The organism is Bradyrhizobium sp. th-b2 (genome assembly GCF_000426785.1).
Classification (GTDB): domain Bacteria; phylum Pseudomonadota; class Alphaproteobacteria; order Rhizobiales; family Xanthobacteraceae; genus Bradyrhizobium; species Bradyrhizobium septentrionale.
The window spans coordinates 40,939-66,514 of record NZ_AUGA01000036.1 but is presented as its reverse complement, the minus strand read 5'-3'; the positions used below and the strand labels follow the sequence as shown (position 1 = coordinate 66,514).

The following is a 25,576-nucleotide window of genomic DNA, read 5'->3' as shown; positions in this document are numbered from 1 at the left end:
CCCGGCTGCCGCGCGTAATTCAATGACGTCGGGCGTAATCGATTTCCGCGTCGCGGGATTAGCCCTTCGCCTCGCGCTGAACGCCGAGCTGCGGCGAGGCGGTCGGATGCACCGGCACGTGCCAGATGTCCTCGGCATATTCGCGGATGGTGCGGTCGGAGGAGAACCACGCCATGCGTGCCACGTTGAGGATTGAGGCGCGGGTCCAGGCGGAAGGCACGCGCCAGCGCGCGTCGATGCCGCGTTGCGCGTCGTAGTAGGAATCGAAATCGGCCGAGACCATGTAGTGGTCGAGATAGCGCAACGCGTGTCCGATCGAGGCGAAGCGGGCGGGATCGCCGGGCGAGAACTCGCCGCTCTCGATGGCGCGGATCGCGCGCTCGAGCCGCGGTGAGTTGCGGATCGCGTCGCTGGCGTCCAATCCCTGCTTGCGGCGGACCATGACATCACCGGCCTCGAGGCCGAAGATCGCGATGTTTTCCTCGCCGACATTGTCGCGGATCTCGATATTGGCGCCGTCGAGCGTGCCGATGGTCAGCGCGCCGTTCAGCGCGAGCTTCATGTTGCCGGTGCCCGAGGCCTCCATGCCGGCGGTCGAGATCTGCTCGGAGAGATCGGCGGCCGGGATGATCACCTCGGCAAGGCTGACATTGTAGTCGGCGAGGAAGACGACCTTTAGCTTGCCGCCGAGCGATGCATCGTTGTTGACGATTTCGGCGACGTCGCTGATCAGCTTGATGATCAGCTTGGCGTAGCGGTAGCTCGCCGCCGCCTTGCCCGCGAAGATTTTTACGCGCGGCACCCAGTCGCGTTGCGGCTCGTCCTTCATCGCGTGGTACAGCGCGATGGTCTCCAGGATGTTGAGCAGCTGCCGCTTGTATTCGTGGATGCGCTTGATCTGCACGTCGAACAGCGCCGACGGGTCGACCTTGATGCTGTTGCGCTCGCCGATCAGCCGCGCCAGCGCCAGCTTGTTGTGGTGCTTGACGTCGCGGAAGCGCTTCTGGAATTCGAGGTCGCTCGAATGGGTCTCCAGCCGTTCGAGCAGCGAGAAGTCGTCGAGTACGGCCTCGCCGCAGGTCTCGCGCAGCAGCGCGGTCAGCCGCGGATTGGCCAGCATCAGCCAGCGGCGGAAGGTGATGCCGTTGGTCTTGTTGGTGATGCGTGACGGATAGAGATGATGGAGGTCGTGGAACACGGTCTCCTTCATCAGATCGGAATGCATCGCCGAGACGCCGTTGATGCGGTGCGAGCCGACGAAAGCAAGTTGGCCCATGCGCACGCGGCGGCCGCTCCGCTCGTCGATCAGCGACACCGAGGCGCGATATTCGATATCGCCGGGGAAGCGCTCCTCGGCGAGCGCGAGATGCGCCACGTTGATGCGGTAGATGATCTCGAGATGGCGCGGCAACAGCCGCTCGAACAATTCGACCGGCCAGGTCTCGAGCGCCTCCGGCAGCAGCGTGTGATTGGTGTAGGACAGGGTCGCGACCGTGATTTTCCAGGCCTCGTCCCAGCGGAAATTGTGCAGGTCGACCAGGATGCGCATCAGCTCGGTGACCGCAAGACTCGGATGGGTGTCGTTGAGCTGCACGGCGGCCTTCTGCGCGAGGCTGCGCAGACCGCCATCGGAGGCGAGCTGGCGTTTCACCAGATCCTGCAGCGACGCCGAGACGAAGAAATATTCCTGGCGCAGCCGCAGCTCGCGGCCCGCCGCGCTCTCGTCGTTCGGATAAAGGAATTTGCAGATCGCTTCCGCACGCGCCTGCTCGGCGCTGGCCGAGACGTAGTCGCCGCTGTTGAAGACGTCGAGCTGGAGCGGATCGGGCGCATGCGCCGACCACAGCCGAAGTGCGTTGACGTGCTGGCCGCGCCAGCCGACGATCGGCGTGTCGTAGGCCATTGCCTCGACGGTTTCCGCCGGGTGCCAGGTGGCGCGGTCCCGGCCGCGCTCGTCGACATGCTCGACATGGCCGCCGAAGTGGACGTTGTAGACCACCTCGGGCCGCTGGAATTCCCAGGGGTTGCCGAAGGCGAGCCACTCATCGGGATATTCCTGCTGCCAGCCCTGGTTCATGATCTGGCGGAACAGCCCGAAATCGTAACGGATGCCGTAGCCGGTGGCAGGGATCGCCAGCGTCGCCATGCTCTCCATGAAGCAGGCCGCCAGCCGTCCGAGGCCGCCATTGCCGAGCGCGGCGTCCGGCTCGCATTTGCGCAGCTCTGAGAGATCGACGCCGAGGTCGCCGAGCGCAGCCGCGAACACCGGCAGCAGCCCCATATTGTTGAGCGCGTCGGTGAACAGCCGGCCGATCAGGAACTCGAGCGAGAGATAATAGACGCGCTTGGCGCCGGCGTCGTAGCTCTGCTTCTCGGCCGTCAGCCAGTGGTGCACGATGCGGTCGCGCAGCGCCAGCGTCGCGGCCTTGTACCAGTCGCGCCCGGTCGCAACGGTGGCGTCCTTGCCGATCGCAAGCCGGAGCTTGGCCAGGATCGCGCCCTTGATCTCGGTCAGTGCCAGCTCATCGATCGGCTGGTTCAGTGCCGGGTAGTTTGTTTGTTCCTGCAACGCCCAATCCCTGCCGTTCAGATTTCCGGATCATGATGCGATCATATTGTCCGGATCATGCCCCAAGGCGATGATACGCGTGTTGCATGGCAATCAAAACCGCCCGAAACGTTGCCGTGCACAGCGCTGCCGACATTTTATGCAAGGACCGGGCCGATTTAGGGGCCTTCGGAACCGTCGTTGCCGGTGCTACGATCGACCGTGAAAGCCTAAATCTTGCGGCAATTTGGCGGAGGATGCGTGATGAGACTCGTGATCGAGATCGCGGCCGCAGCATTGCTCATGGTGTGCATCACGGCGACCAGCGCGGCTTACGCCGCGGGCAAACTCGACCGCAGCGCCGACGGCCTGAGCTTCAGCGTGGCGCAGAACGCCTCACCGGCCGCGCGCTGCGCCGCCATCAAGCGGCAATGCGGCGGCAAGTTCTACGCAAATGCCTGCGGTGACAAATTGCTGTCGGCGGCAAATTAAGCCGGCGCGCAAGGCGTTTCACGCGCGGTCGGGAACACCGTGGTGATACGGATTCCCAGAACTTAACGAGTTCTTTACAAACGAACCTGTCGCCCGTGGGGCGGGCACATTTTTAAGCTCCGACGCATTTCATTCCGAAGCAATTTTCAACGGGCCGCTGACATTTGTCGGCGGCCCGAATTGCTTTTGGGGGCCGTGCGAGCATGGCGACCGCTTTTTCATGAGGAAACGGCAGTCACCACAATTCGTCGCCCCGGCGAAGGCCGGGGCCCATAACCACAGCCGTTAAAGAAGATGGGACAGGTCGCTCCACTCCGGATTATCTTGCTCGATCAGGCGAAGCTTCCAGTCGCGGCGCCATTCCTTCAGCGCTTTTTCCCGTGCAATCGCCTCCTGTGGTGAAGCGTAGACCTCTACGTAAACCAGTCGCGTGACGCCGTACTTCTTGACGAATTGTGAGCCGCGTCCGGAACGATGGAGCGTCAGCCGATTGCAAAGATCGTTGCTGACGCCGATGTAGAGCGTCCCATGGCGGCGGCTCGCGAGAATGTAAACGTAGTAAGCCGCAGCATTCATTTCAGGGCACCGATCACGTGAGATGTCCGATCGCGGTGGTTATGGGCCCCGGCCTTCGCCGGGGCGACGCCTATTGATGGCATCAGAACGAATTAAGAACACTTTAGCAAGTCTTTGATATATCATTGTGATTCGGCGCCTGTGCCGACACAATATCTATGGTCTCTCAGTCTCCACGAGGACTACATGTCCACCATCGCGTTTGATCCATTCGCCCTGACCCGGATTGCCGATTTCGCGCGTTCGCTGTCGCGGCTGCATCAGGCCTCGCGTCGCCAGCCGATCGACGACGACCAGCTCGATCGCGAATTCAACGCGGTCTGCATGTCGATCTGGGGCTACACCACCGATGATTTCGGCGACGAGCTGTTCTCATCAGAGGATCACGCCTGGCTCGACGCGCTCGATGAAGCGCATGCGCGCATCTTCGCCGCCGAGCACGGTTACGATCTGGTCGACGATCACGGCATGCTGACGGATTGGTGGGGCTATTGCTGGATGATCCTCGCCGAGAAGCGCGGCATCCTCAACCCGGAGAACCGCGCGGCCGCGCGTGCCGCGATCGAGGAGAAATACATGGCTGCGCCGAACGTGATCGGCGTGATCGTGGCGCGCTAGCCGTTTTGCGTCATTGTGAGCGCCAGCGAAGCAATCCATCGCGCCACAGCGGAATCTCCTCGCAATGACGGCTTGCGCCGTCAGTTCGCCTCGGCCCGCTTGGCGGGCTTTGCGGCGTTGCCCTTCGGCACCACCGAGGACGGCGCGGCGGGCGCGACATCGCGGCTGGTCTCCGGCAGCGGCGCGTCGCCGGCGAGTTCGGCGCTGACGGGTGCGACCTTCATTTCGCCGAGCCGCGCGCGGACCGCCGCGGTCAGCCCGGGATAGGAGGCGATCGGTGTGAAGTCGAAGGACTGCTCGTTGCCGACACGGACGCCGGTATAGGCGACGAGGCCGTCGGTGGTCGCGATCACGTCGCCGGCGCGCAGCGAGGCATCGAGCGCCAGGTCGACCGGCGCAAGCCCGGCGGGGTCGCGGCCGTTGCAGGTGCAGTCGGCGCGCAGCGCCTTGCGATAGGCGAAGGCGTTTTCACTGTCGGCATAGCGCTCGCCGGTGGTCGAGGCGGCACTGTCGATATGGCCGCCGTAATAGACCTTGGTCGCGCTTGCCGGACAGAAGGCCTGGCAAAGCTGCGCCGGCGTCGCGTTGCCGCGCATGGTCAGCGGAAAATATTTGCCGTCGCAGCTGCGCACACAATAAGCGGGCCCGGAACCGGCCACCCGCGGCGCCGAGATGGGTGCGGACGTCGGCCGTTCAGGTTGTTGGTTGAGGCCGAACGGATCGGCGAAGAAATTGGCCTGTGGCGGGGCCTGCCGGCCCTGCTGCTTCTGGGAACCGCCGAAGAACAAGTCGAACAGCCCTTCGGCCGACACAGGCGCGGGCACGACCAGCACGGAACCCGCAAACGCCGCGGCGGCAAGCATCACGCGGCGCCGCATGCGCCGATCACTCAACTCTGTACGCAACGCCAACTCCACCCGACGCACCACGCCGCGGCGACAAAGGTGCCGCGGCGGATTCACCATAATCCGGGATGGTAAACGAGCGATTGATCGCGCGTGACGGCGTCACAGGAAGAAGGCGAGTTCGCGATCGACAGGATCTCGTCATGGCCGGGCATAGCCGTCCGAAGGACGGCGTCGCTTCCGCTCGCCTATGACCCGGCCATCCACGTCTTCGCCTCCACGCGGTGAGAAAGACGTGGATGCCCGGGTCAAGCCCGGGCATGACGGCGGAGGTTACCGCGAGAGCGCGATCAGCCCTTCAGAAACTCGCCGGCCTTGTACAGCGCGCGGAACGGCAGTCCGGCTTCGGCAAACGTCTCGGTGGCGCCTTCCTCGCGGTCGACCATGGTGAAGACCAGCGCGATCTCGCCGCCGGCCTCGCGCACAGCTTCCACCGCTTTCAGCGCCGAGCCGCCTGTCGTGGTGACGTCCTCGACGATCACGATGCGCTTGCCTGCCAGGGTCTCACCCTTGGCGAGCCCTTCGACGGCAAGCCGCGCGCCGTGCTCCTTCGGCTTCTTGCGCACGAAGAAGGCGGCGATCGGGTGGCCCTTCAGCCAGGAGAGCTGTGCGATGGCGCCGGCCAGCGGCACCGCGCCCATCTCGAGCCCGCCGACGAAATCGAGCTTGTCGTCCTTCAGCGCCTCATAGGTGAGCTCGGCGAGCAGCGCTGCGCCTTCGGGATCGAGCATCGTCGGCTTCAGGTTGAAATAGAAGTCGCTCTTGCGTCCCGACGCCAACGTGATCTCGCCGCGGCCGAACGAACGCTTGCGGATGATCTCGGCGAGGCGGGCGCGGGAGGCTGATTTGGACAAGGCTTTTTCCCTTTGGGGGCTTTTTGGGGGTTTGCGGCGGCCGGCAATCTATCGGCGGTCTCCAACACATTCCAGCGGGTAAATCCCGCCGTCAACAGTGCCCGCGTCGCCATTTCAGCGCAGCCGTGTGCGGAAAGCGCGGGTTGTGCGATCAACGGGTTCCCCCTAAAGCAAGCGCCAAACACTTGCGAGGGAAGCGGAAATGTCCATCGAGCTGCACACCTGGAACACGCCCAACGGCCGCAAGATCTCTGTCGCGCTGGAGGAAATGGGCCTGCCCTACAAGGTGATCCCGGTGAATATCGGCAAGGGCGAGCAAATGGCGCCCGGCTTCCTCGAAATCAGCCCGAACAACAAGATCCCGGCGATCGTGGACCCCGACGGTCCCGGCGGCAAGCGCGTCAGCATCTTCGAGTCCGGCGCGATCCTGCTCTATCTCGGCGAGAAAACCGGCAAGTTCCTGCCGAAGCCGCTCACCGAGCGGATTCCGGTCTATGAGTGGCTGATGTGGCAGATGGGCGGTTTCGGCCCGATGCCGGGCCAGGTGCATCATTTCATCGCGCTGGAGGACGAGCAGGACCGCGCCTATGGCCTGAAGCGCTACATGGCCGAGACGCGGCGGCTCTACGGCGTGCTGGATCGCCGGCTGGATGGCCGCGACTTCGTCGCCGGCGATCTCTCTGTTGCCGATTTTGCCATCCTCGGCTGGGCCTGGCGCCATCCGCGCCACAAGGTCGATCTGGCCGACTTCCCCAACGTCAAGCGCTGGTACGAGACGCTGATGGCCCGCCCCGCCACCAGGCGCGGCATGGACGCGAAGCTGGATTGATCTGGTGTGTCATTGCCGGGCTTGACCCGGCAATCCATCCTCTTCGCAAAGACCTTTCGATGTTTGCGTGCGCAAACGATGGATGCGCGGGTCAAGCCCGCGCATGACGAGATGGGCTCTACGCCCTCCTTGCCTCGAGCGCCATCTTCATCGCAAGCCCTGCGAGCACCGTGCCCATCAGCCAGCGCTGCACCAGCAGCCAGGTCGGGCGGGCGCCGAGGAACACTGCGATCGAGCCGGCGGCGAGCGCGATCATCGCGTTGACGCTGACGCTGATCACGATCTGGATCGAGCCGAGCGCGAGCGACTGCGTCAGCACGCTGCTGCCGGTGGGATCGATGAACTGCGGCAGCAGCGCGAGATAAAGCATCGCGATCTTCGGGTTCAGCAGATTGGTGACAAAGCCCATCGCGAACAGTTTGCGCGGGCCGTCGACCTTCAGCGTCTTGACCTGGAACGGCGAGCGCCCGCCGGGCTTCAGCGCCTGCCACGCCAGCCAGAGCAGATAGGCCGCGCCGGCAAAGCGCAGCGCGTCATAAGCATAGGGAATCGCAAACAGCAGTGCGGTGATGCCGAACGCCGCGCACAGCATGTAGAACACGAAGCCGAGCGCGACGCCGCCGAGTGAGACGATGCCGGCCCCGGGCCCTTGCGTGATCGAGCGCGAGATCAGGTACATCATGTTCGGGCCCGGCGTCAGCACCATGCCGAGGCAGACGAGTGCAAAGCCGAGCAACGCGGATGTGTGGGGCATGTTGGCTCTCGCGAGGGGATACACGCACTTCTAGCGTGTCATTCGCCGCGCAGCCATGCTGGAATTGCTCTCGGAGCAATGTAGCGGCAGCGGTGGTGCGAGGGCTTCGGCCGGAACGACCGATCGCACACCGCAAGTGAGGTGAGCACATCGGTTAGGCTCCCTCTCCCCTTGCGGGAGAGGGTGGGGAGAGGGGTAGCCGCGGGCGAGATGACTAATGGACGCGCGGCTCGTGCAATTTCGAACCGCGCGTCGTCGAAACTCATGTTGAGAGAGCACGTCGTGTGGTACCCCTCTCCCCACCCTCCCCCGCAAGGGGGGAGGGAGCCCGTCTGCTGGTGCTCACCTTACTTGGAGGGGAGTCGCATAGGCGGCGATAGCGTCACTTCACCAACGAGCAGCCACCGTCCCTGAGCCCCGCCCTTGCGGGGCGAGGTGAAGATCAATGCGCCTCGTCCCAGTTGGTGGCCGCCCGCGCGTCCACCTGCAGCGGCAGCGACAGGATCACTGCAGGGAAGGGCGCGTCCTGCATCACCTTCTGCACCACAGGCAGCGTCGCCGCGACTTCGCCGTCGGGCACCTCGAAGATCAGTTCGTCATGCACCTGCAGCAGCATCTGCGCCGACAGTTTTTTCTCGGCCAGCGCGTCCTCGACCCGGATCATGGCGCGGCGGATGATGTCGGCGGCGGTGCCCTGCAGGCGTGCGTTGATCGCGGCGCGCTCGTTGAAGGCGCGCACCGAGGCGTTGGAGGCCTTGATATCAGGGTAATAGCACTTGCGGCCGAACAGCGTCGTCACATAGCCATTGCGGCGGCAGAAATCCTTGGTCTCGTCCATATAGGCGCGGATGCCCGGGAAGCGCTCGAAATATTTCTTGATGTAGGCCGAAGCTTCCTCACGGGCGATGCTGAGCTGGTTGGCGAGGCCGAACGCCGAGATGCCGTAGATGATGCCGAAGTTGATCGCCTTGGCGCGGCGGCGCACCTCGCTCGGCATGTCCCTGATCGGCACGCCGAACATTTCCGAGGCGGTCATGGCGTGAATGTCGAGCCCGTCGCGGAACGCCTGGCGCAGCACCGGTACGTCGGCGATCTCGGCGAGCAGCCGCAGTTCAATCTGGGAATAGTCGGCCGACACCAGCTTGTGGCCCGGCGTCGCGATGAAGGCGCGGCGGATCTTGCGGCCGTCCTCGGTGCGCACCGGGATGTTCTGCAAATTCGGCTCGTTCGACGACAGCCGCCCCGTCGCGGTCGCCGCCAGCGCGTAGGTGGTGTGCACGCGATGGGTCTGCGGATTGACGTAGGTCGGCAGCGCGTCGGTGTAGGTCGATTTCAGCTTCGAGACCTGGCGCCACTCCAGGATCTTCCTCGGGAATTCGAGACCCTGTTCGGCGAGGTCGTCCAGCACCTGCGCGGTGGTCGACCAGGCGCCGGTCTTGGTCTTGGTGCCGCCGGGCAATCCCATCTTGCCGAAAATGATGTCGCCGATCTGCTTCGGGCTGCCGATATTGACCGGCTCGCCGGCGATCTGCTGGATCTCGGCCTCGACCCGCGCCGCGGTCTGGGCGAAATCACCCGACAGCCGCGACAGCACCTGGCGGTCGATCGAGATGCCGCGCCGCTCCATCCGCGCCAGCACCGACACCAGCGGCCGCTCCAGCGTCTCGTAGACCGTGGTCATCCGCTCGGCGACCAGGCGCGGCTTCAGCACGCGCCACAGCCGCAGGATCAAATCGGCGCTTTCGGCGGCGTATTCGGTCGCCTTGTCGATCGTGACCTGATCGAAGGTCAGCTTGCCCTTGCCGCTGCCGACGAGGCCGCCGTAACTGACGACGGCATGCTCGAACCAGCGTTCGGCGAGCGATTCGAGCGCATGCGAGCCGCGGCCGGCATCGAGCGCGTAGCTCATCAGCTGCGCATCATCGATGTTGCGCAAGGTGATGCCGTGTTGCGCCAGCATCACCGAGGTGAACTTGACGTTGAAGCCGACCTTCTGGATGCCGGCGGACTCCAGCAGCGGCTTCAGTGCGGCAAGCGCCTCGGCCGCCTTGATCTGGCCGGGTGCGAGGCCGGCATCGAACAGGCCGGCGCCGCCGCCGGGCTGGCGGTGGCTGAGCGGCACGTAGCAGGCGTCGTTCGGCGCCAGTGCCAGTGCGAGCCCGGAGAGCTCGCCCTGCATCGGATCGATCGATTCGGACATCGCCTCGATCGCGACATAGCCGGTGTCGGGCACGCGGGCGACGAAGGCCTTGAGCTGGTCGAGGCTGCCGATCGCCTGATACGCCTTGCGGTCGAAGCCGGTGTTGCGGATCGCTTCGCCGCGGGTCTCCGCCAGCGCGGCCGGCGTGCCCTTCAGGCTGGAATTCTTGTCGTCACGGGCGCCGCTCGGCTTGCCGCGACCATTCGAAGCCGGCCTTGCGGGTGCAGCAGCGGTCGATCCGTCTCCGGGCGCCGGCGTGACATCCGACGGCGGCAGCGGCGAGAACACGCTGGCGCCGCTCTTGTTGCCGGGATCGGCGTCGACATTGGCGGGATCGATCTGCGCGTATTCGGCGACGCGGCGGGTGAGGGTGGAGAACTCCATCGCCTTGAGGAAGGCGACCAGCCGGCGCGAGTCGGGCTCGTGCACGGCGAGGTCGTCGAGCGGCACGTCGAGCGCGACCTTGTCGTCGAGCAGCACGAGCTGGCGCGAGATGCGGGCCTTCTCGGCGTTCTCGAGCAGCGCCTCGCGCCGCTTCGGCTGCTTGATCTCGCTGGCGCGGAACAGCAGCTGATCGAGGTCGCCATATTCGATGATCAGCTGCGCCGCGGTCTTGATGCCGATGCCGGGCACGCCGGGAACGTTGTCGGTGGAATCGCCGGCCAGCGCCTGCACCTCGACCACCTTCTCCGGCGGCACGCCGAATTTCTCGATCACCTCGTCGCGGCCGATGCGGCGATCCTTCATCGTGTCGTACATCACGACCTTGTCGTTGACGAGCTGCATCAAATCCTTGTCGGAAGATACGATCGTCGTGGTCGCGCCGCGCTCGCTCGCCAGCCGCGCATAGGTCGCGATCAAATCGTCGGCCTCGAAGCCTGACTGTTCGAGGCAGGGCAGGTCGAAAGCGCGCACCGCCTCGCGGATCAGCGCGAATTGCGGGATCAAATCGTCCGGCGCCGGCGGCCGGTGCGCCTTGTAGTCCGGATAGAGCTTGTTGCGGAAGGTGATCTCCGACTTGTCGAACACGATCGCCAGATGCGTCGGCCGGTTGTCCTCCGGCATGTCGCGCAGCAGCTTCCACAGCATGTTGCAGAAGCCGAGCACGGCATTGACCTGCAGCCCGTCGGATTTGCGGTTCAGCGGCGGCAGCGCGTGATAGGCGCGGAAGATGTAGCCCGAACCGTCGACCAGGAAGACATGGTCGCCCTTCGCCGCGGGCCTGGTAGCAATGGGCTCGGCGGCAACGGGCTTGGGGGCGGTCTTCGGGGCTGATTTGGCGGGGTCTGTGGAGGCTGTTTTCGGCATGGCCGAAACTTAGGGATTTTTGCGCGGATTGACAGCCTTTGCGTCACAGAATCCGCTTGTGCCACACAACCAAATCGTCGTCCTGGCGAAGGCTGGGACCCATACCCACAATGGGTTGTTAGAGGACCGTCGTGCCGCCTGCCGGTTACGACGGCCGCGGCGTATGGGCCCCGGCCTTCGCCGGGACGACAATAGAGAAGAGCTACGCCTTGTCGCCGGTCGGCGAGAACAAATAGCCGCCGCCTCGGATGGTCCGGATCACCGACGGCTTGGTCGGATCGAATTCGATCTTGCGGCGGATCCGCATGATGCGCAGGTCGACGGCGCGGTCGAAGGCTTCCGCATCGCGCGCATTGGCGAGTTCCAGCAACCGCTCGCGCGACAGAACCCGCTTCGGATTGGCCGCGAACACCTTCAGCAGGCCGAATTCGGAGGCCGTCAGCGGGTGCTCATTGCCTTCGTCGTCGCGCAAGGCCTGGGCCTCGAGATCGAGCCATTTGGTGCCGAACCGCACCAATTGCTCCTTTTCGGCCTTCGCGCTGGCCGGTTCCGGCGCCGCAGTCTTCGCGGGGCCGCTCCGCCGCAGCACCGAGCGGATGCGCGCCATCAGCTCGCGCAGCTCGCAGGGTTTTGCGACGTAATCGTCAGCGCCGAGCTCGAGCCCGACCACGCGGTCGATCGGACTGGCAGTAGCTGTCAGCATGATGACGGGGACGTTGATCTTGCTCTTGAGGTCGCGAATGATCGACAGCCCGTCTTCCTCGGGCATGTTGAGGTCCAGCACCACGAGATCGGGCGTGCTGCTCTCGATCTCCTTGCGCAGGCTCTTGCCGCCATCGCACAGCGTCACGCCAAAGCCGTGCATCTTGAGGTAATCGCCGACCATCTCGCGGGCCGGCGCCTCGTCGTCGACGATGAAGATATGCGGGTTCTGGTTCATGATGTCTCTGTCGCCGGCAGTGTAACCGTAAAGGTCGACCCCTGTCCGGGACCGGGGCTCTGAGCGGTCACATGGCCGCCATGCATGTCGATGATGCGCTTGACGATGGAGAGGCCGAGGCCGGTCGAGCTCTCGCCCGCGGTCGGCTTGGCCGACAGCCGCTGGAACCGGCCGAACAGCCGCCCGAGATCCTCGGGGCTGAGGCCGGGGCCCTGGTCGGAGATGCGGATCACGGTGTCTTCGCCCTCGTGGCTGACCGAGACCGTGATCTTGCCGCCGATCGGCGAGTATTTGATAGCGTTGCTGACGAGGTTGTCGATCGCCTCGCGGATCCGGTCGGCGTCGCACATCGTGACGAAATGCTGCGGACCCGAGACCGAGATGCTCTGCTGCTTGTTGACGGCCGAGGGCAAATTGGCCTCGGTGACCTCGTTGACGAGGGCCGCGACGTCGACCGGCTCGCGGCGAATGGTGATGTCGAAGGCATCGGCCATCGCATCCGAGATCAGGTGGTCGACCATCGAGGTCAGCCGCTTGGTCGCATCCCGGATGTGCTCGACCTGCGACGTGACGCTCTCCTTCGGCGAGCCGGCGCCGATCAGTTCGGTCAGCATCTCGGTGCGGCCGAGGATCACGCCGAGCGGATTCTTCAGGTCGTGGGCGACGGTGCCGAGGATCTCGTTCTTGAAGCCGTTGGCGCGCTGCAGCCGCAGCCACTGCGCCGACAGCCGCCGGTTGGCCTGCATCAGCGCGCGGGTGCGCTGCGCGACGCGGTCCTCGAGCTGGCTGTTGGCCTCGTGCAGCTGCTGGTACAGGATCACATTGTCGAACGCGATCGACAGCCGGCTCGAGAAGATCTCGACCAGCGCACGGTCGGTGTCGGAGAGCTGGCGTTCGGCCTGCAGCAGCACCACGACCTCGCGGCCGCTGCCGGTGCGCGAATAGAGCACGCTGCGGTGGTCGGCGAATTCGTTCTTGCGGCGCTGGAATGCGGCCTCCACCATGTGCCGCAGGTCCGCATCGAGCGCCTTCGACGAGGTGGTGCCGATGAAGCGGCTGTAGCAGCCCGAGCAGGCCAGCACCGAGAAATCGCATGCGGCTGCGTTGCCGTCGTCGCGCAGCACCAGGATCCCGGCGCAATCGACATTGAGCAGCGAGGCGAGCTGGGTCAGCACGCCTTCGGCGAGACGCTGCATCGACTTGAAATCGTACAGGGTCGAGGCGGCGTCGATGATGATCTCGAGGCCGCGCCTTGTCTGCACCATGCGCTCGAGCTGCTGGTAGCTGCGCAGCGCGGCCGTCAGCGAGGTGAACAGCTTGTCGGCGGTGAGCTCGGTCTTCGCCTTGTAGTCGTTGATGTCGTACTGCACGATGACGCGCCGCTCCGGCGCCTGGCCGGGCTGGCCGGTGCGCAGGATGATGCGGACGGTCTCGTTCTTGATCTCGCTGCGGATGTACTCGACGAGCTCGAGGCCGGCGACGTCGGTCTCCATGATGACGTCGAGCAGCACGGCTGCGATGTCAGGGTTGTCCCGCATCAGCGTGCGGCCTTCGGCCGCGGAGTAGGCCGAGAGGATCTCCAGCGTCGAGCCGTTCAGATTGTAGTCGCTGAGCGCGAAACGGGTGCCTTCATGGACGGCGTGATCGTCGTCGATGACGGCGATCTTCCATTTGCGGGCCGACGAGTCCTCCGGGGGGCTCTCGGTATCGTCGATCAGTTGGAGGACATCGTCCTGTTCGGCCATTGACTGGTTCCGTCAGCTGCTGCGTCAGTGATCGTGGGCTGGCCCTTGGCGATCCTGGGCATGATAATGCGAAAAGTGGTGCCTTGTCCCACCCTTGACTCCAGCATCATGCGTCCGCCGAGCTGCTGGGTGACCAGGTTATAGACGATATGGAGGCCGAGGCCCGTACCACCTTCGTTGCGGCGCGTCGTAAAGAAGGGGTCGAACGCCTGCCGCTGCACGTCCGGCGTCATGCCAGCCCCGTTATCCGCGAAGATGATCTCGACGTCGTCGGCGCCGCGTCCGCGCGCCGAGATCGTGATGTTGCCGGAGCGGCCGTCGGCGAAGGCATGATTGACGGCGTTGAGGAAAAGATTGGTTAAGATCTGCCCATAGGCGCCCGGATAGCCGTCGATCAGGAGCCCCTCGGGCACGTCGACGGACAGCGCGATGGCGGCCTTCTTCAGGACCGGCCGCAGGCTCGCCACGATCTGGTCGGTCGATTCGCCCAGGCTGAACTGACGTCGCTCGGCATGCGAGCGGTCGACGGCGACCTGCTTGAACGACTGGATCAGTTCGCCGGCGCGCTGCAGATTGGAGACCAGCTGCTGCGAAGCGTCGCGCGAAGCGCGCACGAAGTCATCGAGCTTGGAGCGGCGCAGCGGCTCGGTCTTCAGGTCGTTGTCGAACATCTCGGCGCGGCGGGCAAAGCTCGAGGCCACCGTCAGGCTGATGCCGATCGGGTTGTTGACCTCGTGGGCGACGCCGGCCACGAGGCCGCCGAGCGCGGCGAGCCGCTCGGCATCGATCAGGTTCTGCTGCGCGGCATTGAGCTCGAGCAGCGCGCTTTCGGCCTTCTCCTTGGAGGTCCGCAGCTCGTCCTCGGTCTTGCGCTTGGCGATCGCGTTTTCGCGGAACACCTCGACCGCGCGCGCCATGGCGCCGACCTCGTCCCTGGCCGAGGTGCCCTGCACCGGCCGGTCGAGATCGCCCGAGGTGATCGTGCGCATCGCGGCCATGATCTGCGCGAGCGGCAGCCGGATCGACAGTGCGATCATGACGCCGGCCGACATGATGACGCCGAGGAAGACCACGGCAATCGACAGCACCCGGCGCGAAATCGACGACAGCGTCCTGTCGAAGGTCTCCTGCGCCTTCTGCTCGCGCTGGCGCATCTTCACCGAGAGATCGTCGATCGCGCCGATCGCGTCGGCCTGGCTGGCGTCGATCGAGTTGCGCAACAGGTCGGTGCGGTTGGTGAGTTGTTCGCTCAGCTTGCCGAGCCCGTCGCGCAGCTCGGCGGTCTTGACCTTGAGCCGCGCCAGCGCCATGCGCTGCAAATCGTTCTCGGCCATATCGGTCATGACCGGGATCGTCTTCTCGATCGTGTCGATGTTGCGGCGGGCCTCCTCGGCCGACGACGAGGCGAGCGAGAGGTAGTAGGCGTTGGCGGCGACCAGCAGCGAGGTGAACGCCTCGCGCGACTTGCCGAGCGCGGGCCAGATCAGCGCGTCGCGATGCCCGGTCGCGCCCTCGATGATCGAATAGAGTCCGGCCATGTCCTTGGTCGGCGTCAGCACCTGCTCGTCATAGGTCTTGGAGATCTTGGTCTGCAAGGTACGCAATTCACCGAAGCCGTCGAGGAAACGGCTGGTGACGCGTTCCAGCTGCTCGACCGAGCCCGACAGCATCGGGTCGGTCGAGGCCCGGTTGGTCAGCGTGCCGAGCACGGCCTCGCGCAGCAGCAGGATTTCCGCGAACAGGTCCGGGCTCGGCTGGTTGATGTAGCGGTGGATCAGGTTCTGCAGCCGGCTGGTCTCGCTTTCGAGCTTGGCCAGGATCTTGTCGGATTCCCGCACCTGGCGGACATCCTCCCAGGCGGAGCCGAGCACCTTCGAACCGTTCCAGATCAGCACCGCGAGCACGATCACGACCGCGGAGTTGAGCAGCGCGATCGAAAGAATGCGCCAGCGGATCGGCACCGCACGCAGCAACTGGACGATACGGAAACGGCCCTGCGGCCCAAAGGCCGCCGGCCGCCGTGTCTTCCTGTCCTGTTTGGGTGCAGCCAAGATCCGGTTACTCCATGTTGCGGATGCGTTCGATCAGCGCGGATAGAGCGGGATCGCGCTCGGCCCTGGCATAGATGCCGGCCATCGCCGCCTCGAACGGCTTGCGGTCGAAGTCGGTCACGACCTTGACGCCCGCGAGCTCCGCCTGCTTGCGCGAGCGCTCCTCGAGCTCCCGCCACTTGTCGCGCATATAGATGCTGGAGCGCTGCGCGGCATCGCGGAACATGGTCTGCTCGTCCGGCGAGAGGCTGGCCCAGGCCTTGCGCGACATCACCAGCACTTCCGGGCTCATGGTGTGCCGGGTCAAGGTGTAGTAGCCGGCGTATTTGTAGTGGCCGGTGGTGACGAAGGACGGCCAGTTGTTCTCCGCGCCATCGATCAGCCGGTTGGCGAGCCCGGTCAGCACCTGGCCGTAGGGCATTTCGACCGGCTGGGCGCCGAGCGCGCGGATCACGTCCGACATCTGTTCGGATTGCTGCACGCGCAGCCGCAGCCCCTTGAGGTCGTCGAGCGAGCGCACCGGGCGGACGCTGTTATAGATCGAGCGGGCGCCGGAATCGTAGAAGGTCAATCCGACGAAGCCATGGGCTTCGAAACTGTTCAGGATCTCGGTCCCGATCGGTCCGTCCAGCACATGTTGCAGGTGCTCAAGCGACCGAAACAGGAACGGCATCGCCAGCACGTTGACCGACGGCACCATGGTTCCGATCAGCGCGACGTTGGTCCGGTTCAGATCGATGGCGCCGGCCCGGGTCTGTTCCAGCGTCTCCTTTTCCTCGCCGAGCTGGCGGGAATGGAAGACCACGATGCGGTGCCGGCCGGAGGTCCGCTCGGCGATCAGGCGGTCCATGTAATTCAGTGCCTGAACGGTCGGATAGTCCTCATTCTGGGTATCGGCAGTGCGGAATTCGCGCGCAAAAAGGCTCGCCGAAACCGCTGTCCATAACAGCGCGACGGCAAGCATCATTGTCCGCGAAAGGCCGGCGCGGCGGTACACAGGCTACAATTCCCCTTGTGATTTGTGTCCAGGGCGGGAGAAAAAGGTTCAATGCTTTCTAGCAGAACGTGGGTGGTTCGCCCATCGGCCAAACGTTAAATCCGCGGTGCAACCTGCGGTGTCGATTGAATCCGGGGTTGTGGCGCCTTATGACTGCGCGCTGGCATCGAGGAACAGCTCGTCGTGAAGTTCGCTTTCAAACTCCTGCAACTCACCGTGGCGGCCCTTCTGCTTGTATCGCCCGCGCAAGCTGCGACCGAGATCATGTGGTGGCACGCGATGTCGGGTGAGCTCGGCAAGCAGCTCGAGAAGCTCGCCGCCGATTTCAACACCTCGCAGTCCGACTACCGGATCGTGCCCGTCTACAAGGGCAACTACACCGAAACCGTCACCGCGGCGATCTTCGCCTTCCGCTCGCGCAGCCAGCCGGCGATCGTTCAGGTCAACGAGATCGCCACCGCAACCATGATGGCGGCGCGCGGCGCGATCTATCCGGTGTTCGAGCTGATGCGCGATCAATCGGAAGCGTTCGCGCCGTCGGCCTATCTGCCCGCGGTGGCCGGCTACTATGCCGATGTCGATGGCAACATGCTGTCGTTTCCGTTCAACGCCTCGACGCCGATCCTCTACTACAACAAGGATATGTTCCGTTCGGCCGGGCTCGATCCGAGCCAGCCTCCGAGGACCTGGCCGGAGCTCGGCATCGCGGCCAAGCGGTTGCGCGCCGCGGGCGCAATGTGCGGCGTGACCACGTCGTGGCCGTCCTGGATCAACGTCGAGAATTTCTCCGCCTTCCACAATCTGCCGATCGCGACCAAGGCCAACGGATTCTCCGGGCTCGATGCGCAGCTGATCTTCAACAACCCGCTGCTGGTGCGCCATATCGCGCAGCTCGCGCAGTGGCAGGCCGACAAGACCTTCGACTATAGCGGCCGCGGGCAGTTGGCCGAGCCGCGCTTCCAGAAGGGCGAGTGCGGCATCTTCATCGGCTCGTCGGGCACCCGCGCGGACATCAGGGCCAATTCGAAATTCGAGGTCGGCTACGGCATGATGCCGTACGATCCCGACGTGCAGGGCGCGCCGCAGAATTCGATCATCGGCGGCGCGACGCTGTGGGTGCTGCGCGACCGGCCGCGTGCCGAATACGCCGGGGTGGCGAAGTTCTTCGCCTATCTGTCGCGGCCGGAAGTCCAGGCCGCCTGGCACCAGAACACGGGTTACCTGCCGATTACCCGCGCCGCGTTCGATCTCACCCGCACGCAGGGCTTCTATGATCGCAATCCCGGCGCCTCGATGTCGATCGAGGAGGTCACGCTGAAGCCACCGACCGACAACTCGAAGGGCATCCGCCTCGGCTCGTTCGTCCTGATCCGCGATGTGATCGAGGAGGAGCTCGAGCAGGTGTTCGCCGGCAAGCGTTCGGCGCAGGCCGCGATGGACAACGCCGTCGAACGCGGCAACCGCCTGCTGCGCCAGTTCGAGCGCGCCAATCCGGACCGGTGAGGGTGCACACATCCTCCCTGGATGACGGAGAAGCAGTTGAACAGCCTGGATGAATGTATGACTCAGTGACTGCGCAACAGATTCGGTGTCGTCCCTGCCTAGTGCGCAATTGCGCACGGGAGCAGGGACCCATAACCACCGAAGCTCATGGTTGCGCACCACTGGGACGACGAGTCCCTTTGATAACATCCGCCGCGGAGTATGGGTCCCTGCTCCCGTGCGCAATTGCGCACTAGGCAGGGACGACAGTTGAACAAGCCTTTGCGCGGGGATGACGGGGATAGATTGGGCTACGAGATTCCTTGAAATGATATCCCTTCCATCCATCACCACCTACGACAGCTACCGCGCCTGGCGCAGCGACACGTCGCGCTGGCTGCCGGTCGCGCGCGATATTGCCGACGGCCATGGGCTGTTCTGGCGCACCCCGCATGTGTTCTCGACCGGCACCAATCTCGTCATCGGGCTCGACGGTGAGCTGATCCTGAAACTCTTCCCGCCGTTTCTGCGCCCGCAATTCATCTCCGAACGCGGCGCGCTGGCGGAGCTGCGCGGACGGCTCGGCTTTCCAATCCCCGACCTGGTCGCGGAGGGCGAGCGGGACGGCTGGCCGTATCTCGTCATCACCCGCCTGTCCGGCACCGTCGGCTCGGAGGTGTGGCCATCGCTGTCGGAGCCCGAGCGGGAGCGCGTGCTCGCCGAGATCGGCGCCGTGATCGCAGCGGTGCAGCGCGTGCCGCCAGGCCGGTTGCTAGCGATCGAGCCGCGCTGGGAGGCCTTCATGCGCGGGCAGATCGCGCAGTGCCGGGCGCGGCACGAGCGGCTCGGCCTGCCGGCGAAATTCCTCGCCGGGCTCGATGATCTCTTGCGAGACGCCGCCGAATTGATCCCGATGGCCGCGCCGCCGGTGATCCTGACCGGCGAATACATCCCGGAGAATTTCCTGCTGGGGCGCCGGGCCGACGGCTGGCACGTCGCCGGCCTGTTCGACTTCGGCGATGTCCGGACGGGCTGGGGCGAATACGACCTGCTCGGTCCCAGCGCCTTCATGGCCGCCGGGCATCCGCGGAGGGTGCGCAGCTTGTTCGACGGCTTTGGCATCGCATCTGCGGATTTGACGTTCGCGCTGAAGCGGCGGCTGATGGCGCTATTGATGCTGCACTGGGCCAGCGATCCGCTCCGGCACATCTGCATCGCCGGGTGGCCGGACCGGGTCGACGATTTCGTGCAATTGCAGGAGCTGATCTGGCCGGATTAGCTCTCTTGGCGGGCGGCCCTGATGGTCGGCCAGAAAGCGAGCAGCGCCTATTTTGTGCTTGTTTGTTAAGCAGGCGGCCTTGCTTTGTATGCAATAGGCGGCGGCTACTGCGGTCGGATCAAAATACCTCTGCCGTTTTCTCCCGCCTTTGCCGCGTGTTAGCGGCGACATAAGGATCCATTAAGGGTTGGCACAAACCTTGCGATCCCTGTTCCAAAGCCATTTTCAAAAAAGGCATTTGGAGCATCACATGAAGCGTCGCGATTTCCTCAAATCGGTGTCTGGACTGGCAGCGGGGGCGCTGGCGCCGACCGCGCCCGCGATCTGGTCGCCGGCCAAGGCCGACGCGCGCTCCGAGACGCTGCTGATCGTCTCCGAGGGTGGTCCCAACAATCTCGATATCCACGGCATCGGCACCAACGTGCCCGGCTACGAGGTGTCGTGGAATTGCTACGACCGGCTGATCAGCCACGAGATGAAGAGCGGTCCGGGCGGCGTGCCCTATTACGACCGCGACAAGTTCAAGGGTGAGCTCGCCGAGGACATGAAGATCGACGACATGTCGATCACCTTCAAGCTGCGCAAGAACGCCAAATTCCACGACGGCACGCCGGTCACCGCGAAGGACGTCAAATGGTCGCTCGACCGCGCCGTCTCGGTCGGCGGGTTTCCGACCTTCCAGATGAGCGCGGGCTCGCTCACCAAGCCCGAGCAGTTCGTCGTCGTCGACGACTATACGGTGCGCGTCGACTTCCTCAGGAAGGACAGGCTGACGATCCCCGACCTCGCGGTGATCGTGCCCTGCGTCGTCAACTCCGAGCTGGTGAAGAAGAACGCGAGCGAAAAGGACCCGTGGGGTCTCGAATTCACCAAGCAGCAGACCGCGGGCTCCGGCGCCTACAAGGTGACCAAATGGACCGCCGGTACCGAAGTGGTCATGGAGCGCAACGACGATTGGGTCTGCGGTCCCTTGCCGAAGATCAAGCGCGTGATCTGGCGCATGGTGCCGCAGGCCGGCAACCGCCGTGCGCTGCTCGAGCGCGGCGACGCCGACATCTCCTATGAGCTGCCGTTCAAGGATTTCCAGGAGATGAAGACGAACGGCAAGCTCAACGTGGTCTCGCTGCCGTTCTCCAACGGCATCCAGTATATCGGCATGAACGTGACCAAGCCGCCGTTCGACAATCCGAAGGTGCGGCAGGCGATGGCCTACGCGATGCCGTATCAGAAGATCATGGATGCGGTGCTGTTCGGTCTCGCCAATCCGATGTTCGGCGCCTCAAAGGACAAGCCGACCGAAGTCGCCTGGCCGCAGCCGACAAAATACAACACCGATATGGAGAAGGCCAAGGCGCTGCTCGCCGAGGCCGGCTACGCCAACGGCTTCGAGACCACGATCTCGTTCGACCTGAATTTTGCGGGCGTCAACGAGCCGCTCTGCGTGCTGGTGCAGGAGAGCCTCGCGCAGCTCGGCATCAAGACCACGATCAACAAGGTGCCCGGCGCCAACTGGCGCACCGAGCTGAACAAGAAGGAAATGCCGCTGTTCACCAACGTGTTCTCGGGCTGGCTCGATTACCCCGAGTACTTCTTCTACTGGTGCTATCACGGCAACAATTCCGTCTTCAACACCATGAGCTACAAGTCGCCGGAGATGGACAGGCTGATCGACGGCGCGCGCACGGCTGCCGCAGCCGGCGACACCGCGGCCTATGACGCCGACGTCAAGGGCTTCGTCGATCTCGCCTACGCCGACATCCCGCGCATCCCGCTCTATCAGCCGTTCGTCAACGTCGCGATGCAGAAGAACATCTCGGGCTACCAATACTGGTTCCACCGCCGCCTCGACTACCGCGCAATGGCGAAGGGGTGAGGGCGCATGCTGATCGTCCGCGACACATCCGGAGGTGGTGTGGGTTCAGGTGAGGTGAGCACGCCTCTCAGGCTCCCTCCCCCCTTGCGGGGGAGGGTGGGGAGAGGGGTAAGCCGCGAACGCGCAAAGACGACATTAGGCGGGAAGGCGCCAAACCATTTCGCATCGTCACAAACAACTTCGCTGAGAATCCAATCCCGTTTGGCATCGGAGCAAGCGGTACCCCTCTCCCCAACCCTCCCCCGCAAGGGGGGAGGGAGCCCTGCCAGTCCCGTTGTGGCGTCGCAGCCAGAAACAGCGAGGCCAGCATGCTGACCCTGATCGGCAAGCGGCTGCTGTTCGCGATCCCGTCGCTGATCGGGGTTGTGATCGTGACGTTCCTCTTGACGCGCGCGCTGCCGGGCGATCCCGCGGCGTATTTTGCAGGGCCTGCGGCAACCAAAGAGGCGGTCGACCAGATCAGGAAGAAGCTCGGCTTCGACAAGCCGCTGATCGAGCAGTTCGTCCGCTACAGCAACGATCTCGCCCATGGCGATCTCGGCACCTCGCTGACCACCGGGCAGCCGGTCGCCGCCGAGCTGCGCAATCGCCTGCCGGCATCGGCCGAGCTCACTCTGCTTGGCCTCGTCGTCTCGATCGTAATCGCGATCCCGCTCGGCGTGCTGGCGGCGACACGGCCGGGCTCCTGGATCGACCATCTCTGCCGCGTCACCACGACGGCCGGCGTGTCGCTGCCGGTGTTCTTCACCGGGCTCGTGCTGGTCTATGTGTTCTACTTCCGGCTTGGCTGGGCGCCGGCGCCGCTCGGCCGGCTCGACGTGTTCACCAGCGCGCCGCCGACGGTCACCGGCTTCTATCTGATCGACACGCTGATCGCGCGCGACTTCGAGGCGTTCCGTTCGGCGCTCAGCCAATTGATCCTGCCGGCGGTGACGCTCGCAATCTTCTCGCTGGCGCCGATCGCGCGGATGACGCGCGCCTCGATGCTGGCGGTGCTGGCCTCCGATTTCGTCCGCACCGCGCGCGCCAGCGGCCTGTCGCCCGGCAAGGTGATCGTCACCTACGCCTTCCGCAACGCGATGCTGCCGGTCATCACCACGCTCAGCATGGTGTTCTCCTTCCTGCTCGGCGCCAACGTGCTGGTTGAGAAGGTGTTCGCCTGGCCCGGCATCGGTTCCTACGCGGTCGAGGCGCTGATCGCGTCCGACTTCGCGCCCGTGCAGGGATTCGTGCTGACCATGGCGGTCATGTACGTGCTGCTCAATCTCCTGATCGACATCCTCTATGGCGTGATCGATCCGCGCGTCAGGCTGGAAGGGTAGGGAGGACAGATGAGCAGCGTTGCCCCCACTGTTGAGCCGATCGGTCCCGCACGCACCTCCGGTCTCGCCGCGATCATTGAGCAAACCCGCTACGTCCTCGGCGAGAACAAGGTCACCGGCTTTGCCTTCGCGCTGCTGATCGTGATCCTGTTTGCCGCGCTGTTCGGGCCTTATGTGGTGCCGTACGACCCGCTCGCCTCTGATACCGCGGCCGCATTGAAGCCGCCGTCCGCCGCGCACTGGTTCGGTACCGACCAGCTCGGCCGCGACATCTTCAGCCGCGTCATCGTGGCTACACGGCTCGACACTTTCATCGCGGTCGCTTCCGTCGTGCTGGTGTTCCTGATGGGCGGGCTGGCCGGTATCGCCGCCGGCTATTTCAGCGGCTGGACCGACCGCATCGTCGGCCGCGTCGCCGATACCATCATGGCGTTTCCGCTGTTCGTGCTGGCGATGGGCATCGTCGCAGCGCTCGGCAACACCGTGCAGAACATCATCATCGCGACCGCGATCGTGAACTTCCCGCTCTATGCCCGCGTCGCGCGCGCCGAGGCAAACGTCCGCCGCAATGCCGGCTTCGTGCAGGCGGCGCGGCTCTCCGGCAATGGTGAGTACCGCATCCTGCTCGGGCACATTCTGCCGAACATCATGCCGATCATGATCGTGCAGATGTCGCTGACCATGGGCTATGCGATCCTCAACGCCGCGGGCCTGTCCTTCATCGGGCTCGGCGTCCGGCCGCCGACGGCGGAGTGGGGCATCATGGTTGCCGAGGGTGCGGGCTTCATGGTCTCAGGCGAATGGTGGATCGCGCTGTTCCCGGGCCTTGCGCTGATGATCGCGGTGTTCTGCTTCAATCTGCTCGGCGACGGCCTGCGCGACATCGTCGACCCGCAGCGGAGGACCTGATGACTGTCTCGGCACGGTGTCGCGCTACCTCGCCGCTACTTTGCATGGGGTTGTTTTGCGGATTTTTGGATGATGCATCGCATTGGGGGAGGCGGTCATGACCGCCCAGCCGCTGCTCGACGTCAGCGACCTCACGGTCGAGTTCACCACCCGCCGCGGCATCGTCAAGGCGGTGCAGCACGTCAATATCTCGGTCGGCAAGGGCGAGACCGTCGGCATCGTCGGCGAGTCCGGCTCCGGCAAGTCGGTGACCTCATATGCGGTGATGCGTATTCTCGATCGTGCCGGCCGGATCGCCGACGGCTCGGTGATGTTTTCAGGCATCGACGTCAAGGCGGCGACCGAGAGCCAGATGCGCGATTTGCGCGGCCGCGAAGTCTCGATGATCTTCCAGAATCCGCGCGCCGCCCTCAATCCGATCCGAAAGGTCGGGCATCAGATCGAGGATGTGCTGCGTCAGCATGTCCAGCAGGCGCAGGTCACCGACCGCGGCGAGAAGGCGATCGAGGCACTGGAGCAGGTCAAGATCGCGCGTCCGCGCGAGCGTTATCACGCCTATCCGTTCGAACTGTCAGGCGGCATGTGTCAGCGCGTCGTCATCGCGCTGGCACTCGCCTGCAACCCGCAGCTTCTGATTGCCGACGAGCCGACCACCGGCCTCGACGTCACCACCCAGAAGGCGGTGATGGACCTGATCGTCGAGTTGACCCGGCGCCGCGCGATGTCGACGATCCTGATCACGCATGATCTTGGTTTGGCTGCCGCTTATTGCGACCGCGTCGTGGTGATGGAGAAGGGCCGCGTGGTCGAAACCGCTGTCTCGGCCGACATCTTCGCGTCGCCGCAGCACGACTACACGAAGAAACTGATGCGCGCGACGCCGCGGCTCGGGGTGTCGCTGCGGGATCTGCTGCCGGAGGAAGAGACGAAGTCTCCGCAGCCTATCCCCGTCATGGCCGGGCTTGACCCGGCCATCCATCGACCTTCGCAAGACGCTTCTCCCTCGATGGACCCCCGGGTCAAGCCCGGGGGTGACGAGAGAACACGGCCCCTCCTGTCAGTCGAAAAACTCGTCAAGGAATATCCCCGCCAGGGCGCGGGCTCGGTGCTGGCAAAGCTGTTCGGTCGCAAGCCGCCGCTCGAGGAGGAGATCTTCCGCGCCGTCGATGGCATCAGCTTCTCGATTGATCACGGCGAGAGTGTCGGGCTGGTTGGCGAATCCGGCTGCGGCAAGTCGACGACATCGATGATGGTGATGCGGCTCTTGGACCAGACCTCCGGCCGCATCCTGTTCGACGGCGAGGACATCGGCGCCATCATGCCGCAGTCCTTCGCGCGGCTGCCGCGGCGCAGCCAGATCCAGATGGTGTTTCAGGATCCAACCGACAGCCTCAACCCGCGCTTCACCGCGACGCGCGCTATCGCGGACCCGATCATGCAGCTGGGCGATATCCGCGGGCGTGACGCGCTCCGCGACCGCTGCGAGGAGCTCGCGCGGCTGGTCGGTCTGCCGGTCAATCTGCTGGACCGTTTTCCGCACCAGCTTTCCGGCGGCCAGAAGGCCCGCGTCGGCATCGCGCGCGCGATCGCGCTGCACCCGAAGCTCGTCATCCTGGACGAGCCGACCGCGGCACTCGACGTCTCGGTGCAGGCGGTGGTGCTCAATCTGCTGCAGGACCTCAAGCAGTCGATGGGCATGAGCTATCTGTTCGTGTCGCACGATCTCAATGTGGTGCGCCTGCTGTGTGATCGCGTCATCGTGATGCGCGCCGGTCGCATCGTGGAGCAGGGCACGTCCGAACAAGTCTTGGGCAATCCGCAGGATGCCTATACAAGGGAGCTGCTGACGGCGATCCCGCATCCGCCGTTGCCGGTTGCTTGAGAAATTCATTGG

19 protein-coding genes are annotated in these 25,576 nt (G+C 64.6%); 9 read left to right on the top strand and 10 right to left on the bottom strand.

Annotated features, from left to right (window positions below):
- Positions 1-58: 58 nt before the first annotated feature.
- Entirely contained in the window at positions 59-2,569 is a 2,511-nt protein-coding gene (locus K359_RS0131950; RefSeq protein ID WP_029082967.1) for a glycogen/starch/alpha-glucan phosphorylase, read from the bottom strand.
- Between the two features lie 243 nt (positions 2,570-2,812).
- On the opposite strand from K359_RS0131950, the gene K359_RS0131945 reads away from it, so the two are divergent.
- Entirely contained in the window at positions 2,813-3,040 is a 228-nt protein-coding gene (locus tag K359_RS0131945; RefSeq protein WP_029082966.1) for a hypothetical protein, read from the top strand.
- 285 nt (positions 3,041-3,325) lie between these two features.
- Here the strand turns inward: K359_RS0131945 and K359_RS0131940 are convergent, their stop codons facing one another.
- Complete coding sequence (locus tag K359_RS0131940; protein WP_029082965.1) at positions 3,326-3,616, bottom strand: GIY-YIG nuclease family protein; 291 nt, start codon at positions 3,614-3,616, stop codon at positions 3,326-3,328.
- Between the two features lie 186 nt (positions 3,617-3,802).
- Between K359_RS0131940 and K359_RS0131935 the strand changes: the two genes are divergently transcribed.
- Positions 3,803-4,234 carry a hypothetical protein gene (locus K359_RS0131935; RefSeq protein ID WP_029082964.1) on the top strand — a complete coding sequence of 144 codons (432 nt, stop codon included), beginning with the start codon at positions 3,803-3,805 and terminating at the stop codon, positions 4,232-4,234.
- An 80-nt stretch (positions 4,235-4,314) separates the two neighbouring features.
- Here K359_RS0131935 and K359_RS0131930 read toward each other — a convergent pair whose 3' ends face one another.
- Both K359_RS0131930 and pyrE read right to left on the bottom strand, forming a co-directional pair.
- Positions 4,315-5,112: a DUF2865 domain-containing protein gene (locus K359_RS0131930; protein WP_029082963.1), complete on the bottom strand. Its 798-nt coding sequence runs from the start codon at positions 5,110-5,112 to the stop codon at positions 4,315-4,317.
- A 317-nt stretch (positions 5,113-5,429) separates the two neighbouring features.
- Complete coding sequence (pyrE, locus tag K359_RS0131925; protein ID WP_029082962.1) at positions 5,430-5,993, bottom strand: orotate phosphoribosyltransferase; 564 nt, start codon at positions 5,991-5,993, stop codon at positions 5,430-5,432.
- 202 nt (positions 5,994-6,195) lie between these two features.
- Here pyrE and K359_RS0131920 point away from each other — a divergent pair, with 202 nt between their 5' ends.
- Positions 6,196-6,822, top strand: a complete 627-nt coding sequence (locus tag K359_RS0131920; protein WP_029082961.1) for a glutathione S-transferase family protein — start codon at positions 6,196-6,198, stop codon at positions 6,820-6,822.
- Positions 6,823-6,940: 118 nt separating this feature from the next.
- Here K359_RS0131920 and K359_RS0131915 read toward each other — a convergent pair whose 3' ends face one another.
- The 6 genes from K359_RS0131915 to K359_RS0131890 all read right to left on the bottom strand — a co-directional run bounded on the left by K359_RS0131915 (position 6,941) and on the right by K359_RS0131890 (position 16,784).
- A complete protein-coding gene (locus K359_RS0131915) occupies positions 6,941-7,576 on the bottom strand; it encodes a LysE family translocator (protein WP_029082960.1) in 636 nt (211 codons plus the stop codon).
- Between the two features lie 442 nt (positions 7,577-8,018).
- On the bottom strand, positions 8,019-11,084 hold the full coding sequence (gene polA, locus K359_RS0131910; protein WP_029082959.1) for a DNA polymerase I: 3,066 nt from the start codon (positions 11,082-11,084) through the stop codon (positions 8,019-8,021).
- 202 nt (positions 11,085-11,286) lie between these two features.
- On the bottom strand, positions 11,287-12,024 hold the full coding sequence (locus K359_RS0131905; protein WP_029082958.1) for a response regulator: 738 nt from the start codon (positions 12,022-12,024) through the stop codon (positions 11,287-11,289).
- Positions 12,021-13,769, bottom strand: a complete 1,749-nt coding sequence (locus K359_RS0131900; RefSeq protein WP_029082957.1) for a DUF3369 domain-containing protein — start codon at positions 13,767-13,769, stop codon at positions 12,021-12,023. The genes K359_RS0131905 and K359_RS0131900 overlap by 4 nt, the downstream gene beginning before the upstream one ends.
- Positions 13,739-15,730 carry a HAMP domain-containing sensor histidine kinase gene (locus K359_RS0131895; protein WP_156928763.1) on the bottom strand — a complete coding sequence of 664 codons (1,992 nt, stop codon included), beginning with the start codon at positions 15,728-15,730 and terminating at the stop codon, positions 13,739-13,741. Before K359_RS0131895 ends, K359_RS0131900 begins: the two co-directional genes overlap by 31 nt.
- Before the next feature lie 97 nt (positions 15,731-15,827).
- Complete coding sequence (locus tag K359_RS0131890) at positions 15,828-16,784, bottom strand: TRAP transporter substrate-binding protein (protein ID WP_051346523.1); 957 nt, start codon at positions 16,782-16,784, stop codon at positions 15,828-15,830.
- 216 nt (positions 16,785-17,000) lie between these two features.
- On the opposite strand from K359_RS0131890, the gene ugpB reads away from it, so the two are divergent.
- The 6 genes from ugpB to K359_RS0131860 all read left to right on the top strand — a co-directional run bounded on the left by ugpB (position 17,001) and on the right by K359_RS0131860 (position 25,564).
- Complete coding sequence (gene ugpB, locus K359_RS0131885; RefSeq protein ID WP_029082954.1) at positions 17,001-18,320, top strand: sn-glycerol-3-phosphate ABC transporter substrate-binding protein UgpB; 1,320 nt, start codon at positions 17,001-17,003, stop codon at positions 18,318-18,320.
- Between the two features lie 307 nt (positions 18,321-18,627).
- Positions 18,628-19,578 carry a phosphotransferase gene (locus K359_RS0131880; protein ID WP_198031208.1) on the top strand — a complete coding sequence of 317 codons (951 nt, stop codon included), beginning with the start codon at positions 18,628-18,630 and terminating at the stop codon, positions 19,576-19,578.
- Between the two features lie 250 nt (positions 19,579-19,828).
- Positions 19,829-21,451: an ABC transporter substrate-binding protein gene (locus K359_RS0131875; RefSeq protein WP_029082952.1), complete on the top strand. Its 1,623-nt coding sequence runs from the start codon at positions 19,829-19,831 to the stop codon at positions 21,449-21,451.
- A 308-nt stretch (positions 21,452-21,759) separates the two neighbouring features.
- Positions 21,760-22,773, top strand: a complete 1,014-nt coding sequence (locus K359_RS0131870; RefSeq protein WP_029082951.1) for an ABC transporter permease — start codon at positions 21,760-21,762, stop codon at positions 22,771-22,773.
- Between the two features lie 9 nt (positions 22,774-22,782).
- Positions 22,783-23,682, top strand: coding sequence for an ABC transporter permease (locus K359_RS0131865; protein ID WP_029082950.1), 900 nt, complete (start codon positions 22,783-22,785; stop codon positions 23,680-23,682).
- A gap of 97 nt (positions 23,683-23,779) precedes the next feature.
- Positions 23,780-25,564 carry an ABC transporter ATP-binding protein gene (locus K359_RS0131860; RefSeq protein ID WP_029082949.1) on the top strand — a complete coding sequence of 595 codons (1,785 nt, stop codon included), beginning with the start codon at positions 23,780-23,782 and terminating at the stop codon, positions 25,562-25,564.
- Positions 25,565-25,576 lie beyond the last annotated feature (12 nt).

Bases quoted from the DNA above. Each gene is read 5' to 3' on its own strand.
- K359_RS0131880 (WP_198031208.1), top strand. From the start codon at position 18,628: ATGATATCCCTTCCATCCATCACCACCTACGACAGCTACCGCGCCTGG.
- polA (WP_029082959.1), bottom strand. From the start codon at position 11,084: ATGCCGAAAACAGCCTCCACAGACCCCGCCAAATCAGCCCCGAAGACC.
- K359_RS0131935 (WP_029082964.1), top strand. From the start codon at position 3,803: ATGTCCACCATCGCGTTTGATCCATTCGCCCTGACCCGGATTGCCGAT.
- K359_RS0131940 (WP_029082965.1), bottom strand. From the start codon at position 3,616: ATGAATGCTGCGGCTTACTACGTTTACATTCTCGCGAGCCGCCGCCAT.
- K359_RS0131920 (WP_029082961.1), top strand. From the start codon at position 6,196: ATGTCCATCGAGCTGCACACCTGGAACACGCCCAACGGCCGCAAGATC.
- K359_RS0131900 (WP_029082957.1), bottom strand. From the start codon at position 13,769: ATGGCCGAACAGGACGATGTCCTCCAACTGATCGACGATACCGAGAGC.
- K359_RS0131915 (WP_029082960.1), bottom strand. From the start codon at position 7,576: ATGCCCCACACATCCGCGTTGCTCGGCTTTGCACTCGTCTGCCTCGGC.
- K359_RS0131875 (WP_029082952.1), top strand. From the start codon at position 19,829: ATGAAGCGTCGCGATTTCCTCAAATCGGTGTCTGGACTGGCAGCGGGG.
- K359_RS0131890 (WP_051346523.1), bottom strand. From the start codon at position 16,784: ATGCTTGCCGTCGCGCTGTTATGGACAGCGGTTTCGGCGAGCCTTTTT.
- K359_RS0131905 (WP_029082958.1), bottom strand. From the start codon at position 12,024: ATGAACCAGAACCCGCATATCTTCATCGTCGACGACGAGGCGCCGGCC.
- K359_RS0131860 (WP_029082949.1), top strand. From the start codon at position 23,780: ATGACCGCCCAGCCGCTGCTCGACGTCAGCGACCTCACGGTCGAGTTC.
- K359_RS0131865 (WP_029082950.1), top strand. From the start codon at position 22,783: ATGAGCAGCGTTGCCCCCACTGTTGAGCCGATCGGTCCCGCACGCACC.
- K359_RS0131945 (WP_029082966.1), top strand. From the start codon at position 2,813: ATGAGACTCGTGATCGAGATCGCGGCCGCAGCATTGCTCATGGTGTGC.
- K359_RS0131870 (WP_029082951.1), top strand. From the start codon at position 21,760: ATGCTGACCCTGATCGGCAAGCGGCTGCTGTTCGCGATCCCGTCGCTG.
- K359_RS0131930 (WP_029082963.1), bottom strand. From the start codon at position 5,112: ATGCGGCGCCGCGTGATGCTTGCCGCCGCGGCGTTTGCGGGTTCCGTG.